This window comes from Streptomyces sp. NPDC040610 (genome assembly GCF_055594065.1).
The window spans coordinates 71,142-86,253 of the sequence record NZ_JBVIXA010000011.1; the positions used below are offsets into that span (position 1 = coordinate 71,142).

At 70.1% G+C, this 15,112-nt stretch carries 12 protein-coding genes and 1 tRNA gene; 7 read left to right on the forward strand and 6 right to left on the reverse strand.

Annotated elements, in window-relative coordinates; all coding sequences use genetic code 11:
- The first annotated feature begins 5 nt into the window (after positions 1-5).
- From ACZ6AA_RS31170 to ACZ6AA_RS31180, 3 genes are read left to right on the forward strand one after another with little or no spacing between them, the layout of a single operon-like run.
- Complete coding sequence (locus tag ACZ6AA_RS31170) at positions 6-1,850, forward strand: branched-chain amino acid ABC transporter permease (protein WP_468448871.1); 1,845 nt, start codon at positions 6-8, stop codon at positions 1,848-1,850.
- A 5-nt stretch (positions 1,851-1,855) separates the two neighbouring features.
- Entirely contained in the window at positions 1,856-2,785 is a 930-nt protein-coding gene (locus tag ACZ6AA_RS31175) for an ABC transporter ATP-binding protein (protein ID WP_468448873.1), read from the forward strand.
- Entirely contained in the window at positions 2,782-3,498 is a 717-nt protein-coding gene (locus tag ACZ6AA_RS31180; RefSeq protein ID WP_380851588.1) for an ABC transporter ATP-binding protein, read from the forward strand. Before ACZ6AA_RS31175 ends, ACZ6AA_RS31180 begins: the two co-directional genes overlap by 4 nt.
- Positions 3,499-3,628: 130 nt before the next feature.
- Here the strand turns inward: ACZ6AA_RS31180 and ACZ6AA_RS31185 are convergent, their stop codons facing one another.
- Entirely contained in the window at positions 3,629-4,282 is a 654-nt protein-coding gene (locus ACZ6AA_RS31185) for an ANTAR domain-containing response regulator (protein WP_030362911.1), read from the reverse strand.
- Between the two features lie 100 nt (positions 4,283-4,382).
- On the opposite strand from ACZ6AA_RS31185, the gene ACZ6AA_RS31190 reads away from it, so the two are divergent.
- Positions 4,383-4,465: transfer RNA gene (locus ACZ6AA_RS31190), tRNA-Leu, on the forward strand.
- Positions 4,466-4,547: 82 nt separating this feature from the next.
- Positions 4,548-5,333, forward strand: coding sequence for a helix-turn-helix domain-containing protein (locus ACZ6AA_RS31195; protein ID WP_471461546.1), 786 nt, complete (start codon positions 4,548-4,550; stop codon positions 5,331-5,333).
- A gap of 10 nt (positions 5,334-5,343) precedes the next feature.
- Here ACZ6AA_RS31195 and pyk read toward each other — a convergent pair whose 3' ends face one another.
- Both pyk and ACZ6AA_RS31205 read right to left on the reverse strand, forming a co-directional pair.
- Positions 5,344-6,780: a pyruvate kinase gene (gene pyk / locus ACZ6AA_RS31200; protein ID WP_468482989.1), complete on the reverse strand. Its 1,437-nt coding sequence runs from the start codon at positions 6,778-6,780 to the stop codon at positions 5,344-5,346.
- A 223-nt stretch (positions 6,781-7,003) separates the two neighbouring features.
- The gene (locus tag ACZ6AA_RS31205; RefSeq protein ID WP_468448878.1) at positions 7,004-7,717 is read right to left on the reverse strand and encodes an SIMPL domain-containing protein; all 714 of its coding nucleotides are present in this window, start codon (positions 7,715-7,717) and stop codon (positions 7,004-7,006) included.
- A gap of 146 nt (positions 7,718-7,863) precedes the next feature.
- On the opposite strand from ACZ6AA_RS31205, the gene ACZ6AA_RS31210 reads away from it, so the two are divergent.
- Both ACZ6AA_RS31210 and ACZ6AA_RS31215 read left to right on the forward strand, forming a co-directional pair.
- Positions 7,864-9,678 carry a bifunctional metallophosphatase/5'-nucleotidase gene (locus ACZ6AA_RS31210; protein ID WP_468483057.1) on the forward strand — a complete coding sequence of 605 codons (1,815 nt, stop codon included), beginning with the start codon at positions 7,864-7,866 and terminating at the stop codon, positions 9,676-9,678.
- A 17-nt stretch (positions 9,679-9,695) separates the two neighbouring features.
- Positions 9,696-10,115, forward strand: coding sequence for a hypothetical protein (locus ACZ6AA_RS31215; protein WP_468448882.1), 420 nt, complete (start codon positions 9,696-9,698; stop codon positions 10,113-10,115).
- On the opposite strand, the gene ACZ6AA_RS31220 is transcribed toward ACZ6AA_RS31215, so the two are convergent.
- The 3 genes from ACZ6AA_RS31220 to ACZ6AA_RS31230 form a co-directional block, all read right to left on the reverse strand.
- Positions 10,105-11,559, reverse strand: a complete 1,455-nt coding sequence (locus tag ACZ6AA_RS31220) for a lysine N(6)-hydroxylase/L-ornithine N(5)-oxygenase family protein (protein ID WP_468448884.1) — start codon at positions 11,557-11,559, stop codon at positions 10,105-10,107. The genes ACZ6AA_RS31215 and ACZ6AA_RS31220 overlap by 11 nt on opposite strands.
- Positions 11,556-12,947: a pyridoxal phosphate-dependent decarboxylase family protein gene (locus tag ACZ6AA_RS31225; RefSeq protein ID WP_471461554.1), complete on the reverse strand. Its 1,392-nt coding sequence runs from the start codon at positions 12,945-12,947 to the stop codon at positions 11,556-11,558. Before ACZ6AA_RS31225 ends, ACZ6AA_RS31220 begins: the two co-directional genes overlap by 4 nt.
- A gap of 317 nt (positions 12,948-13,264) precedes the next feature.
- Positions 13,265-15,094 carry a glycoside hydrolase family 35 protein gene (locus tag ACZ6AA_RS31230; RefSeq protein ID WP_471461557.1) on the reverse strand — a complete coding sequence of 610 codons (1,830 nt, stop codon included), beginning with the start codon at positions 15,092-15,094 and terminating at the stop codon, positions 13,265-13,267.
- Between the last annotated feature and the right edge of the window lie 18 nt (positions 15,095-15,112).

A 15,112-nucleotide genomic window follows, 5' to 3' on the forward strand; every position in this document is an offset into this window, starting at 1 on the left:
TACCCATGACCACCAACACCACCAAGGACTCCGGGAACCCGGGAGGCACGGGGAACACCGGCAACACCGCCAAGACCCCCGCGGACCTGTCCACCTCCACCCTCCCCCTCCCGCCGCACCTCGCCCGCATCGCCGTCTACACCGGATCCGCCGCGGCCCTCGTCGGCACCTTCCTCGCCTGGACCTGGACCGCCGCCTTCCCCGGCGACCTCACCGTCACCGGCTACCCCGGCGGCCTCCAGATCATCACCCTCGTCGGCGCCGCCCTCACCCTGCTCTTCGCCCTCTCCGGCCAGGGCATCCGCGGCCTCGGCTGGCTCACCCCCGGCGGCACCAACAGCCCCGTCGTCCTGCTCAGCCTCGGCGTCCTCGGCTCCACCGGCTACACCATGGGCGCCATCGCCGAACACCTCGGCGGCATCGTCAACCTCGAACCCGGCGCCTGGGTCTCCGGCATCGGCGCGCTCGTCGCCACCATCGGCGCCCTCGGGCTCCCCTCCGACCTGCCCGCCGACGAACCCCACCAGAACCCCTGGGAACGCCTGCGCGCCAGCCTCAAAGCACCCGCGCCCAAGCGCGCCAAGACCCTGCCCGACTGGGTCGAGATCCTCATCATCGCCGCCTCGTTCGGCATCGGCCTCTACGTCTTCGCATACGGCATCGAGGCCTACTCCGAACTCTTCATCGGCTTCCTCATCACCACCGTCTTCGGCGCCACCGCACTCAACCGCGCAGGCCTCATCCCCCGCCTCAACGCGCTCACCACCAAGCACCGCAACGTCACCTTCACCGCCGCCATCGTCGCCGCGGCCATGTTCCCCTTCACCCAGAGCGACGCGAGCTACGCCCTCATCGGCGTCAACATCCTCATCTTCGCGACCGTCGCCCTCGGCCTGAACGTCGTCGTCGGCCTCGCCGGACTCCTCGACCTCGGATACGTCGCCTTCCTCGGCGTCGGCGCCTACACCGCCGCCCTCGTCTCCGGATCGCCCGCGTCCACCTTCGACGTCCACTTCCCCTTCTGGGCCGCCGTCCTCGCCGGCGCCGCCGCCTCCCTCCTCTTCGGCGTCATCATCGGCGCCCCCACCCTGAGGCTGCGCGGCGACTACCTCGCCATCGTCACCCTCGGCTTCGGCGAGATCTTCCGCATCACCATGAACAACCTCAACGGCAGCGCGGGCCCCGACCTCACCAACGGCGCCCAGGGCATCCCCAACATCCCCGACCTGGAAATCCTCGGCTGGAACCTCGGCGTCGAACACGAAGTCCTCGGCTTCACCCTCAGCAGGCCCGCCAACTACTACCTGCTGATGCTGTTCTTCACCGCCGTCGTCGTCCTCGTCTTCCGCCGCTCCGGGGAATCCCGCATCGGCCGCGCCTGGGTCGCCATCCGCGAGGACGAGACCGCCGCCACCGCCATGGGCATCAACGGCTTCCGCGTCAAGCTCATCGCCTTCGCCCTCGGCGCCACCCTCGCCGGGTTCGCCGGCACCGTGCAGGCACACGTCTCGTACAGCATCACCCCCGAGCAGTACCTCTTCGCCAACACCGTGCCGCCGAACTCCGCCTTCCTGCTCGCCGCCGTCATCCTCGGCGGCATGGGCACCATCAGCGGACCCCTCATCGGCGCGGCCCTGCTCTACCTCATCCCGGCCAAACTCCAGTTCCTCGAGGACTACCAGCTGCTGCTGTTCGGCCTCGCCCTCATCCTGCTCATGCGCTTCAGGCCCGAAGGCCTCGTCGCCAACAAGCGCGCGCAGCTCGAATACCACGAGACCGACCAACTCGACGTACCCGACCAGCAGAAACTGCCCGAAGGAACCGTCGGCGCCAGCAAGGCGGGGGCGTGACCACCATGACCACCACAACCACCACCACCGTCCTCGAAGCCAGCGGCGTCACCATGCGCTTCGGCGGCCTCACCGCCGTGCGCTCCGTCGACCTCACCGTCAACAGCGGCGAAATCGTCGGCCTCATCGGACCCAACGGCGCCGGCAAGACCACCTTCTTCAACTGCCTCACCGGCCTGTACGTCCCCACCGAGGGCAAGGTCTCCTACAAAGGCACCGTGCTGCCCGCCAAACCCCACCTCGTCACCGACGCCGGCATCGCCCGCACCTTCCAGAACATCCGGCTCTTCGCCAACATGACCGTCCTGGAGAACGTCCTCGTCGGACGCCACACCAGGACCAAGGAAGGCCTCTGGTCGGCGCTCCTGCGCGGCCCCGGCTTCAAACGGGCCGAAGCCGCGTCCCACGCACGGGCCATGGAACTCCTCGAATTCATCGGCCTCGCCCACAAAGCCGACCACCTCTCCCGCAACCTCCCCTACGGCGAACAACGCAAGCTGGAGATCGCCCGCGCACTCGCCAGCGAACCCGGACTGCTCCTCCTCGACGAACCCACCGCGGGCATGAACCCGCAAGAGACCCGGGCCGCCGAGGAACTCGTCTTCGCCATCCGCGACCAGGGCATCGCCGTCCTCGTCATCGAGCACGACATGCGGTTCATCTTCAACCTCTGCGACCGCGTCGCCGTCCTCGTCCAGGGCGAGAAACTCGTCGAAGGCACCTCCGAAGTCGTCCAGGCCGACGAACGCGTCGTCGCCGCCTACCTCGGCACCCCCTTCGAAGGCGCCCCCGGCGCCGCGGAAGTCGCCGAGGTCGAGGCGGCCGAAGCAGAGGCCGAAGCCGCCGCGACCGCCCCCGACGACAGCGCGCCCGGCAGCACCAGTACCGGCAACTCCGGTACCAGCACCACCGGTTCGGAAGGAAAGAGCCTGTGACCACACTGCTCGAGGTCGAGGACCTCAGGGTCGCCTACGGCAAGATCGAAGCCGTCAAGGGCATCTCCTTCAGCGTCGAAGCCGGGCAGGTCGTCACCCTCATCGGCACCAACGGCGCCGGCAAGACCACCACCCTGCGCACCCTCTCCGGCCTCCTCAAACCACTCGCCGGAAAGATCATGTTCGACGGGCAGCCGCTCAACGGCATCCCCGCCCACAAGATCGTCGCGCTCGGCCTCGCCCACTCCCCCGAAGGCCGGCACATCTTCCCCCGGCTCACCATCACCGAGAACCTCCAACTCGGCGCCTACCTCCGCGACGACAAGGCAGGCATCGAAAAAGACATCCAACGCGCCTACGACCTCTTCCCCATCCTCGGAGAACGCCGCAAGCAGGCCGCGGGCACCCTCTCCGGCGGCGAACAACAAATGCTCGCCATGGGGCGCGCCCTGATGTCCCGGCCCAAACTCCTCATGCTCGACGAACCCTCCATGGGGCTCTCGCCGATCATGATGCAGAAGATCATGCAGACCATCAGCGAACTCAAGGCCCAGGGCACCACCATCCTGCTCGTCGAGCAGAACGCCCAGGCCGCGCTGTCCCTCGCGGACCACGGTCACGTCATGGAGGTCGGCAACATCGTCCTGTCCGGTACGGGCCAGGACCTGCTGCACGACGAGTCCGTCCGCAAGGCGTACCTAGGTGAGGACTGACCTGGCCCCTGGGCCCTGAGCAGCGAAGAGGGCGGTCACCCCGGTGTCGGGGTGACCGCCCTCCTTGTGCGTTCTTTGGCTGTGCGCCGGTGGGGGCTGGTCGCGCAGTTCCCCGCGCCCCTTACGGGACTCAGCCCTTGGCTGCCTTCTTCTCTTCCGCGTCCTCGATGACCGCCTCCGCGACCTGCTGCATCGACAGGCGGCGGTCCATCGACGTCTTCTGGATCCAGCGGAAGGCGGCGGGCTCGGTCAGGCCGTACTCCGTCTGAAGAATCGACTTGGCGCGGTCCACCAGCTTGCGGGTCTCCAAGCGCTGTGTGAGGTCCGCGACCTCCTGCTCCAGCGCCTTCAGCTCCGTGAAACGGGACACCGCCATCTCGATGGCGGGCACCACGTCGCTCTTGCTGAACGGCTTCACCAGGTACGCCATGGCACCGGCGTCGCGAGCCCGCTCGACGAGGTCCCGCTGGGAGAACGCCGTGAGCATCAGGACCGGGGCGATGGACTCCTCGGCGATCTTCTCCGCCGCGGAGATCCCGTCGAGGACGGGCATCTTCACGTCCAGGATCACGAGGTCCGGCTTGTGCTCACGGGCCAGCTCGATGGCCTTCTCACCGTCACCGGCCTCACCGACGACGGTGTAGCCCTCCTCCTCCAGCATCTCCTTGAGGTCGAGCCGGATGAGGGCCTCGTCCTCGGCGATGACGACACGGGTCGTCAGCGGCGGCACGTGCGACTGCTCGTCGGACACGTCAGCGGGCTCGGGCGACTCGGGGGTGGTCACGGGGGCTCCTCGTTCATGGCAGGTGCACTGCCTCGTCAGGGTACCTAGCTGCGGCGCTGCGCGGTGACCCGGTATGCTTCCGGGGTGCGTAGCGCCCCAAGCCGGGTTGGCGGAATGGCAGACGCTGATGTCTCAAACACATCTGTCCGAAAGGACGTGCGGGTTCGAATCCCGCACCCGGCACTCCACGTAGCGGAGGTTCACATTCTCGTGAACCTCCGCTTTTTGCTACGCGGCGCCACGATCAGTTGCACAGAGTGGTCGCATGGACTTTCACAGCACAGAAGTGCGACAGAAAGCGCTGACTCTGCTCCGCGGCGGCGCCAGGAACGCGGACGTAGCGCGCCTACTGAACATCCCGAACGGCACGATCAGCTACTGGCGCCATGTGGACCGGGCGAAGCGTGGCGAGTGTCCTGGGCGGGTCCCGCCGCCGTGCCCCCGCTGCCAGGGAGAGCTGCACCTCTCGGCGTATGCCTACCTGCTCGGCCTCTACCTGGGGGATGGGTACATCGTCCAGAACCGTTCCATGCGATCCCCAAGCCTTTCGGTCACCTGCGCTGAAAGCCATCCCGGCCTCATGGACGAGTGCGAGAACGCCATGCGCTTGGTGTTCCCCAAAAACTCCGTGTGCAGGGTCCGCCGCCAGGGCTGCCGGGAAGTGAAGCTGCATTCCATGCACCTGTGGTGCTTGTTCCCCCAGCACGGCCCCGGCAAGAAGCACGACCGCACCATCGCCCTCGAACCCTGGCAGCAGGAGATCGTCGACGCTCACCCGTGGGAGTTCATCCGAGGGCTCATCCACTCCGACGGCTGCCGCCTCACGAACTGGACCACCCGGCTCATCGGCGGCGAGCGCAAGCGCTACGAGTACCCCCGGTACTTCTTCACCAACAAGTCCGACGACATCCGTCAGCTCTACACCGACACCCTCGACAAACTGGGTGTCACCTGGACGCACTGCACCCGCCAAGGCAACGAGTACAACATCTCCGTCGCCCGCAAGGCCTCCGTGGCCCTCATGGACGCCCACGTGGGCCCCAAGTACTGAGAGCGGGCGCCTACTGGGCGCCGTCGTCCTCGCCGATGCGGTGGATGCGGACCAGGTTGGTGGAGCCTGCCACGCCGGGAGGCGAGCCCGCCGTGATGACGACCATGTCGCCCTTCTGGCAGCGGCCGATCTTCAGGAGGTGCTCGTCGACCTGCTGGACCATCGCGTCGGTGGACTCGACGTGGGGGCCGAGGAAGGTCTCGACGCCCCAGGTGAGGTTGAGCTGGGAGCGGGTGGCGGCGACGGGGGTGAAGGCGAGGAGGGGGATCGGGGAGCGGTAGCGGGAGAGGCGGCGGACGGTGTCGCCGGACTGGGTGAAGGCGACGAGGAACTTGGCGCCGAGGAAGTCGCCCATTTCGGCGGCGGCGCGGGCGACGGCGCCGCCCTGGGTGCGGGGCTTGCTGCGTTCGGTGAGCGGGGGCAGGCCCTTGGCGAGGATGTCTTCTTCGGCGGCTTCGACGATGCGGGCCATGGTGCGGACGGTCTCGATGGGGTATTTGCCGACGCTGGTCTCGCCGGAGAGCATCACGGCGTCGGTGCCGTCGATGACGGCGTTGGCGACGTCGGAGGCCTCGGCGCGGGTGGGCCGGGAGTTGTCGATCATCGAGTCGAGCATCTGGGTGGCGACGATGACCGGCTTGGCGTTGCGCTTGGCGAGTTTGATGGCGCGCTTCTGGACGATGGGGACCTGCTCCAGGGGCATTTCGACGCCGAGGTCGCCGCGGGCGACCATGATGCCGTCGAAGGCGGCGACGATGTCGTCGATGTTGTCGACGGCCTGGGGTTTTTCGACCTTGGCGATGACGGGGAGGCGCCGGTTCTCCTCGTCCATGATGCGGTGGACGTCTTCGATGTCGCGTCCGCTGCGGACGAAGGAGAGGGCGATGACGTCGAAGCCGGTGTTGAGGGCCCAGCGGAGGTCGGCTTCGTCCTTGTCGGAGAGTGCGGGGACGGAGACGGCGACGCCGGGGAGGTTGAGGCCCTTGTGGTCGGAGACCATGCCGCCTTCGATGACGGTGGTGGTGACGCGGGGGCCTTCGACGGCGGTGACTTCGAGGGTGACTTTGCCGTCGTCGACGAGGATGCGCTCGCCGGGGGTGACGTCGTCGGCGAGCCCGGCGTAGGTGGTGCCGCAGAGCTGGCGGTCACCCTGGGTGTCGGGTTCGACGGTGATGGTGAACTCGTCGCCGCGTTCGAGGAGTACGGGTCCTTCGTGGAAGCGGCCGAGGCGAATCTTCGGGCCTTGAAGGTCGGCGAGGATGCCGACGCTGCGGCCGAGCTCGTCGGCGGCCTTGCGCACGCGCTGGTAGCGCTCCTCGTGGTCGGCGTAGGTGCCGTGGCTGAGGTTGAAGCGTGCCACGTCCATTCCGGCCTCGACCAGGGCCTTGATCTGGTCGTAGGTGTCGGTGGCGGGTCCCAGGGTGCAAACGATTTTCGCTCGGCGCATGCTTCGAGCCTAGGCCTTACTGACGGGTAGAGGTTTGGCCGGGCATGACTACTCAACGACCTTTGCATGAAAGGGTCTTGACAAGTGTTGAAGTGTGCGCGCGCTCGCTCTGATGAGCGCGTTCAGAGGTCAACGGGGCGTCGGACGGTCACAGTTGCGATGGTTGCGGTTGCTCAGCGTCGCCGAGCGTCCGCGCTGCGGCGTCGCGGTGGGCCCGTGTTGCTCAGAGTCGCGGCGGGTTCATCGTGAAGCGCGCGTTGACCTGGGCGTAGACGGACTGACGCTGGGGTTCGAGGTCGAGGGGGGCGGCGGCTTCGGGGGCTCCGCCGTAGGCGGCGCGGGCCATGCCGGGGGCGGCGGGGCCGCCGCCGAACGGCGGGTAGGGGGCGTTGTCGGCGCCGATGTCGGCGATCTCGACGAGGGCGGCGAGGGCGGTGCCGAGGGCCTCGGCGTACTCGCGGGCGCGCTGGACGGCTTCCTTGACGGCTTCCTGGCGGGCGCGGCGGTGGGAGGGCGAGTCGGGGCGCAGGGACCACCAGGGGCCGTCGACGTGGGTGAGGTCCAAGTCGGCGACGCGGGTGGTGAGTTCGCCGAGGGCGGTGAAGTCGCTGAGTTCGGCGGTGATGTGGACGCGGCCGTGGTAGGTGCGGACGCGTTCGCCCTTGCCGCGTTTGGTGAGTTCGGGGGTGATGGAGAAGGAGCCGGTCTCGACGCGTTCGACGGCTTCGCCGTAGGTCTTGACGAGGTCGATGACGGTGGCGTTGCGGCGGGTGAGGTCGGCGAGGGCGTCGCGGCGGTCGGTGCCGCGGGCGCTGACGGTGATGCCGATGCGGGCGATCTCGGGGTCGACTTCGAGGTGGGCTTCGCCGCGGACGGCGAGGCGGGGGGCCTCGGGGGTGCCGTAGGGGACGCTCTGCTGGGGCTCGTCGGTGGTCATGGCCCCCACTCTCGCATCGGTGGCGGGCACCGGACAGTCATCGGATCGAAACCTGGCGGGTCTGTCGCGAGCCGGTCGGGCGGGTCAGAATCTACGCGCGTTACCACTGTTCATCGATGTTGTACGACGTGTTGGAGGAAGCCGAGATGCCACTGAACCGCAGGAAGTTCCTGGGGCGGTCCGCTGCGACGGGTGCGGGGGTGGCGCTGGCGGGTGCGGTGACGGCGCCGGTGGCCGACGCGGCCGTGGCGCCGGGTGCGGCCCGTCCGGGCAAGCGGCCTCGGCGTTATTCGTTCACGGTGATGGGCACGACCGATCTGCACGGAAATGTCTTCAACTGGGACTACTTCACGGACAAGGAGTTCGACGACAAGGACCACAACGACGTGGGCCTGGCGAAGATCTCCACGCTGGTGTCGGCGGTCCGCAAGGAGAAGGGGCGCCGCAACACCCTCCTGATCGACGCGGGCGACACGATCCAGGGCACCCAGCTGTCGTACTACTACGCGAAGGTCGACCCGATCACGGCCAAGCGCGGTCCGGTGCATCCGATGGCGCAGGCGATGAACGCGATCGGCTATGACGCGGCGGCGCTCGGCAATCACGAGTTCAACTACGGCATTCCAGTGTTGCGGAAGTTCGAGGAGCAGTGCGACTTCCCGCTGCTCGGGGCGAACGCGCTGGACGCGAAGACGCAGCGGCCCGCGTTCGCGCCGTACAGCATGCACCGGCTGCGCACGCCGCACGGTCGTGATGTGCGGGTGGCGGTGCTCGGTCTGACGAATCCGGGGATCGCGATCTGGGACAAGGCGAACGTCCAGGGGAAGATGACGTTCCCGGGTCTTGAGGAGCAGGCGGCGAAGTGGGTGCCGCGGCTGCGTTCGATGGGCGCGGACGTGGTGATCGTGTCGGCGCATTCGGGGTCGAGCGGCACGTCGTCGTACGGGGATCAGCTGCCGCACATCGAGAACGCGGCGGCGCTGGTGGCGGAGCAGGTGCCGGGGATCGACGCGATTCTGGTGGGGCACGCGCACACGGAGATTCCCGAGTATCTGGTGGAGAACAAGAAGACGGGCAAGAAGGTGGTGCTGTCCGAGCCGTTGAAGTGGGGCCAGCGGCTGACGCTCTTCGACTTCGACCTGGAGTGGTCGAAGGGCCGCTGGCGGGTCGCGAAGGTCGGCGCGAAGGTCCTGAACTCGAATACGGCGGCGGAGGACCGGAAGATCACGCGGCTGCTCGGGGACGAGCACAAGAAGGTCGTGGCGTATGTGAACCAGGTCATCGGCACCTCGAAGGAGGCGATGAGCACGGCCGAGGGCCCGTACAAGGATGTCGCGATCATCGATCTGATCAGCCATGTGCAGGCGGAGACGGTGAAGGCGGCGCTCGCGGGGGGCGCGTACGCGAAGCTGCCGGTCCTTTCGCAGGCCTCCTGCTTCTCGCGCACGGCGAAGATCCCGGCGGGCGAGGTGACGATCCGGGACGCGGCGGGTCTGTATCCGTTCGAGAACACCCTCGAAGCGCGGGTGATCACGGGTGCGCAGCTGAAGGACTATCTGGAGTTCTCGGCGCGCTATTACGTGCGGACGGCGGCGGGCGCGCCGGTGGATCCGGCGAAGCTGACGAACGCGGACAGCATTCCGGACTACAACTACGACGCGCTGTACGGAGTGACGTACGAAATCGACATCGCGCAGCCGTCCGGGTCCCGGATCACGAAGTTGCGTTTCGAGGGCAAGGACCTCGATCCGAAGGCGGAGTTCGTGCTCGCGGTGAACAACTACCGGGCGAGCGGTGGCGGCAATTTCCCGCATGTGGCGGCCGCCAAGCAGGTGTGGGCGAATTCCGACGAGATCCGCAACACGATCATTTCGTGGGTGAAGGCGAAGGGCACCGTGGACCCGGCGGAGTTCGCGGCGGTGGGCTGGCGGCTGACCCGCGAGGGCACGCCGGTGTTCTGAGGTCTAGCCTCGGTCGTATGAACGAGGAACTGGCCGTGGCGCTGGCCGTCGTCGAGCGCGACCTCAAGTCGACGTGTGCGGTGCAGCCGATCGTCCGTGAGGAGTTGGACTTCGACGAGGAGCCGCTGGTGGTGCTCTATGAGGCCGACGGTTCGGGGGTGGGGGTCGCGGTGCCGGAGGGCGCCGCTCCCGCCGAGCAGGTGGCGAGCCTCGCGGAGCAGGTGAAGGACTGGGCGGTGGAGGCGCTGGCCGCGCAGTTGCTGCCCGCGACGTGGCCGGAGTGCCCGGACCATCCGGCGTCGCATCCGCTGGACGCGTCGGTGACCGGGGGTGTGGCCGTGTGGTCGTGCCCCCGGTCGCGGCGGGTGGTGGCGCCGGTGGGCGCGCTGAAGGAGCTGGGCGCGCCCGGGGTGCGGCGGCGGGGCGTCAGTTCTTGAGGCGTACGAGGTTGGGGTGGCTGGTGGTGGCGGCGCTCCGGTCCGGGGTGTGGGGGCGGGGGTCGGCGAGGCCGAAGCTGGTGAAGGCGGTGCGGTCCGGCAGGGGGTAGGGGTTCTTGCCGGTGAGGGTGTTGAGGATGGTGGCGCTGCGCCAGGCGGCGAGGCCGAGGTCGGGGGCGCCGACGCCGTGGGTGTGGCGTTCGGCGTTCTGGACGTAGATGTTGCTGCCGGTGCCGGTGACGGAGGGGTCGAGGACGAGGCGGTACTGCTCGTCGATGCGGGGGCGCTCGGAGGAGTCGCGCCGCACATAGGGGTCGAGGCCGGCGAGGAGCTGGTCGAGGGGGCGTTCCTTGTAGCCGGTGGCGAGGATGACGGCGTCGGTGGTGATGCGCGACCGGGTGCCCTGCTCCAGGTGTTCCAGGTGGAGTTCGACGCGGGTGGCGCCGACGCGTCCCGCGGTGCGGACGGCGACGCCGGGGGTGAGGACGGCGTCGGGCCAGCCTCCGTGGAGGGTGCGTTGGTACAGCTCGTCGTGGATGGCGGCGATGGTGTCGGTGTCGATGCCCTTGTGGAGTTGCCACTGGCCGGGGACGAGGCGGTCACGGACGGGTTCGGGCAGGGAGTGGAAGTAGCGGGTGTAGTCGGGGGTGAAGTGTTCCAGGCCGAGCTTGGAGTACTCCATGGGGGCGAAGGCGGGGGTGCGGGCCAGCCAGTGGAGTCGTTCGGCGCCTGGTGGGCGGTGCCGGAGCAGGTCGAGGAAGACTTCGGCGCCGGACTGTCCCGAGCCGATGACGGTGATGTGGTCGGCGGCGAGGAAGCGGTCGCGGTGCAGCAGGTAGTCGGCGGCGTGGACGACGGGGACGGTGGGGGCGTCGGCGAGGGGCCTGAGGGGTTCGGGTACGTAGGGGGCGGTGCCGACGCCGATGGCGATGTTGCGGGCGTGGGTGCGGCCGAGGGCTTCGGCTTCGCCGTCGGAGTCGAGCTGGGTGAAGTCGACCTCGAAGAGGTTCCGTTCGGGGTTCCAGCGGACGGCGTCGATCTGGTGGCCGAAGTGGAGTGCGGGCAGGTTCTCGCTGACCCAGCGGCAGTAGGCGTCGTACTCGGCGCGCTGGATGTGGAAGCGCTCGGCGAAGTAGAAGGGGAAGAGGCGCTCGCGGGCGCGCAGATAGCTGAGGAACGACCAGGGGTTCGCGGGGTCGGCGAGGGTCACCAGGTCGGCGAGGAAGGGGACTTGGAGGGTGGCGCCCTCGATGAGGAGGCCGGGGTGCCAGTGGAAGGAGGGCCGCTGTTCGTAGAAGGCGGCGTCGAGGCCGTCCAGGGGCTGGGCGAGGGCGGCGAGGGAGAGGTTGAACGGGCCGATGCCGATGCCGACCAGGTCGCGGGGTGCGGTGGGGGCGGTGGGCGCCTGGGGTGGTCGGTCGGGCAGTTCGGGCGTCGCCGTCATCGGGGAGTGGTTCCTTCCACGAGCGTGAGCAGGGCCGCGAGGTCTTCGGGGCGGGTGTGCGGGTTGAGCAGCGTCACTTTGAGCCAGCGGCGGCCGTCGAGCTGGGCGCGGCCGAGGACGGCGGTGCCGTCGTTCAGGAGTTTCCTCCGTACGTGGGCGATGTGGTCGTCGTCGGCGTCGGCGGGCCGGAACAGGACGGTGCTGATGGCCGGTTTCTCGTACAGCTCGAAGCCGGGGTGGTCGGCGACGAGGTCGGCGAACTCTCTTGCATGGTCGCAGACTTGGTCGACCAGGTCACCGAGTCCGGTGCGGCCCAGGGCCTTGAGGGTGACGGCGATCTTCAGGGCGTCGGGGCGGCGTGTCGTGCGCAGGGAGCGGCCGAGGAGGTCGGGAAGTCCGGCTTCGGTGTCGTCGTCGGCGTTCAAGTAGTCGGCGCGGTGGGCCAGGACGGCGGTGTCGGCGCGGTCGCGGACGGTGAGGAGTCCGGCTGCCGCTGGTTGCCAGCCCAGTTTGTGCAGGTCGAGGGCGACGCTGTCGGCGCGGTCGAGGCCGTGCAGCTTGGTCCTGCGGGTGTCGCTGAAGAGCAGGCCCGCGCCGTAGGCGGCGTCGACGTGCAGGCGGGCGCCGTGGGCCGCGCACAGGTCGGCGATGTCCGTGAGCGGGTCGATGAGGCCGGCGTCGGTGGTGCCCGCGGTGGCGGCGACCAGGAAGTGGCCCCGTCGGCCCGGGAGTTCGGTGAGTGCCTCGTCCAGGGCCGCGGGGTCCAGTACGCCGGCGGGCGCGGGCACGGTGACGGGCTCGGGCAGGCCGAGGAGCCAGGCGGCGCGGCGCAGCGAGTGGTGGGCGTTGGCGCCGACGAGGAGGTGGAGGGGGTGGCCGTGGGCGGCGGCTTGTTCGCGGGCCAGGAGCAGGGCGAGTTGGTTGGACTCGGTGCCGCCGGTGGTGACGAGGGCGTCGCCGCCGTCGCCGTGGACCTCGGTGGCGAGTGCCTCGGCGAGGAGTGCTTCCAGGGCGGACGCGGCGGGGGCCTGGTCCCAGGAGTCCATGGACGGGTTCAGGGCGGACGCGGCGAGGTCCGCCGCCACCGCCAGGGCCAGGGGTGGGCAGTGCAGGTGTGCCGCGCACAGGGGGTCCGCCGGGTCCGCCGCGCCCTCGCCCACCGCGCCCACGAGTGCGCGCAGCGCCTCCTGCGCGCCCGTGCCCCGCTCCGGCAGGAGGTCGCCCGCCGCCTCCCGCACCCTCGCCGCCACGGCGGCCGGGCCGCCGGGCGGCAGGGGGCCGCCGCGGGCCTCCGCGCCCGCCGCCAGGGCGTCGAGGACCGTGGCGAGCAGCGGCCTCAGGGCGTCGGGGCCCTGGGGGCCTCCGGCGAGGGGCGGGGGGCTGCTCATCGCTGTCCTCCGGGTGTGCGGGTGGGGTCACCAGCCTGTACGGACGGTGGACGGCATGCCCGGAAAGCCCAACGATCGAAACCCGAAAGGGGTATTGGGGGTGGGGGAGTTTGCGGTGGGGTGGGGGTGGGTGTTAGGGCGCGGGGGCCTTGCCGGGGGGGGCTCCCCAACCCCGCCCCTTCCCGAAACCGGGGGCTGCGCCCCCGGGCCCCCGCCAAGGGGGTGGGTGTCCCGGGCGGGTGGGACAGCCCGCCGCCGGATCGGCGCTCCGCGTCTCGTCCTCAAACGCCGGACGGGCTGAAACAGCCCCGCAGGGCCTACCCCAGCCGCACCACCGCCCCCTCCCCCACCTCCCCCTCCACCTCGAGCACCCACACCTCGTTGGCCCCCGGCCGCAGCACCGGCCCGGGCACGTGGAGGCTGTGCTGCGGGCCGACGGCCCAGTAGCGGCCGAGGCAGAAGCCGTTGATCCAGGCGAAGCCGCGTCCCCAGCCGGGGAGTTCGAGGGCGGCGTCGCCGGGGGCGGGCACGTCGAGGGTGCCGCGGTAGAGGCCGGGCGGGCCGGGGGGCGAGGGGGCGGCCGGGAGGCCGCGTACGGCGTCGGTGGAGTCGAAGGCGCCGAGGGGGAGGCCCACGGCCCGTATCCCGTGGGCGTACTGCCGTTCGTGCAGGACACCCCCGGTGATGCCCTTGGGCTCGCCGAGCCGGGGCCCGTAGTTGACGCGGCCGAGGGATTCGGTCCAGAGGGTCACGCGGGCGGGGCCGGGGACGGGTTCGGGAAGGGTGGGGGTCTCCTCGGTGAGGACTCCGGCCCGGGCCCCGTCGACGTACACGGTGGCGCGGTCGCGCAGGCCGCGCACGGTCAGGGGGTACGGCTCGCGCGGCCCCGGCAGGTCGAGGGTGTAGCGGACCAGGCCCCGGTCGACGCCGAGCTGCTCGAAGGTGGGCGGGACGGCGTGCTCGGTCTGGGGGGTGCCGAGGTGGTCGGCGACGGTGTCGAGGGGTACCCAGTCGGTGAGGCGGGCGGTGGCGGGGGCGGCGAGGGCGGCCGGGGGCGGGGGCACCTCGGGCAGGGGGCCCTGGGTGTGGGCCGCGAGGATCTCACGGAAGAGCCAGAACTTCTCGGTGGGGCGGCCGCGTTCGTCGATGGGGGCGTCGTAGTCGTAGGACGTGACGTCGGGTTGGAGGGCGCCGTCGTGGAGCCCGCCGCCGAGGGGGGTGCCGTCGGACGTGGTGCCGTCCGCCCGGTTGGCGCCCGCCCAGCCCGCGAAGTTGGTGCCGCCGTGGGCCATGTAGAGGTTGACGGAGGCGCCGAGGTCGAGGATGTCGCGGAGGGCGGCGGCCGCGTCTCGCGGGGAGCGCAGGACGGGTTCGGCGCCCCAGTGGTCGAACCAGCCGCACCAGAACTCCATGCACATCAGGGGGCCCTTGGGGCGGTGGCGGCGCAGGGTGGCGAAGCCGTCGCGGGCGGCGGAGCCGAAGTTCACGGTGGCGAGGACGCCGGGGACGCTGCCGCCGGTGAGCATGTGGTCCTCGGGGCCGTCGGAGGTGCACAGCTCCGCGGTGACGCCGTGGGCGAGCAGGAGGTCGGCGAGGCGGCGCAGGTAGACCTGGTCGGAGCCGTAGCTGCCGTACTCGTTCTCGACCTGGACCATGATGACGGGGCCGCCGCGGTCGTGTTGACGGGACACGACCTGGGGCAGCAGACGGGCGAACCAGCGCTCGACGTGCGCGAGGTAGGCCGCGTCGCGGGTGCGGACGCGGCCGCCGACCTCGGCGGTCAGCCAGTGCGGCAGCCCGCCGTTGTCCCACTCGGCGCAGATGTAGGGGCCGGGGCGGACGATCGCCCACAGGCCCGCGGCGTGGGCGGCGTCGAGGAAGCGGCCGAGGGCCGTGATGTCGTGGAGCTCGCCGGGGCGTGGTTCGTGCAGGTTCCAGGGGACGTACGTCTCGACGCAGTTGAGGCCCATCGCCCGCAGCATCGCGAGCCGGTGCCCCCACTGGGCCTCGTGCACCCGGAAGTAGTGCAGCGCTCCCGAGAGCAGCCGCACCGGCCGTCCGTCCAGTTCGAAGTCGTCCGCGCCCACCCGGAAGCTGTCGCCGCGCGTGCCGGTGCCGTCGTCTGCCACGTGGTGGCTGGCGTCCATCGTGTCCCTCCCGATCAC

What these genes read in the sequence shown, in the direction of transcription:
- ACZ6AA_RS31170 (WP_468448871.1), top strand. Translation starts at nt 6, where the DNA reads ATGACCACCAACACCACCAAGGACTCCGGGAACCCGGGAGGCACGGGG.
- ACZ6AA_RS31175 (WP_468448873.1), top strand. Translation starts at nt 1,856, where the DNA reads ATGACCACCACAACCACCACCACCGTCCTCGAAGCCAGCGGCGTCACC.
- ACZ6AA_RS31195 (WP_471461546.1), top strand. Translation starts at nt 4,548, where the DNA reads ATGGACTTTCACAGCACAGAAGTGCGACAGAAAGCGCTGACTCTGCTC.
- pyk (WP_468482989.1), bottom strand. Translation starts at nt 6,780, where the DNA reads ATGCGCCGAGCGAAAATCGTTTGCACCCTGGGACCCGCCACCGACACC.
- ACZ6AA_RS31205 (WP_468448878.1), bottom strand. Translation starts at nt 7,717, where the DNA reads ATGACCACCGACGAGCCCCAGCAGAGCGTCCCCTACGGCACCCCCGAG.
- ACZ6AA_RS31210 (WP_468483057.1), top strand. Translation starts at nt 7,864, where the DNA reads ATGCCACTGAACCGCAGGAAGTTCCTGGGGCGGTCCGCTGCGACGGGT.
- ACZ6AA_RS31215 (WP_468448882.1), top strand. Translation starts at nt 9,696, where the DNA reads ATGAACGAGGAACTGGCCGTGGCGCTGGCCGTCGTCGAGCGCGACCTC.
- ACZ6AA_RS31220 (WP_468448884.1), bottom strand. Translation starts at nt 11,559, where the DNA reads ATGACGGCGACGCCCGAACTGCCCGACCGACCACCCCAGGCGCCCACC.
- ACZ6AA_RS31225 (WP_471461554.1), bottom strand. Translation starts at nt 12,947, where the DNA reads ATGAGCAGCCCCCCGCCCCTCGCCGGAGGCCCCCAGGGCCCCGACGCC.
- ACZ6AA_RS31230 (WP_471461557.1), bottom strand. Translation starts at nt 15,094, where the DNA reads ATGGACGCCAGCCACCACGTGGCAGACGACGGCACCGGCACGCGCGGC.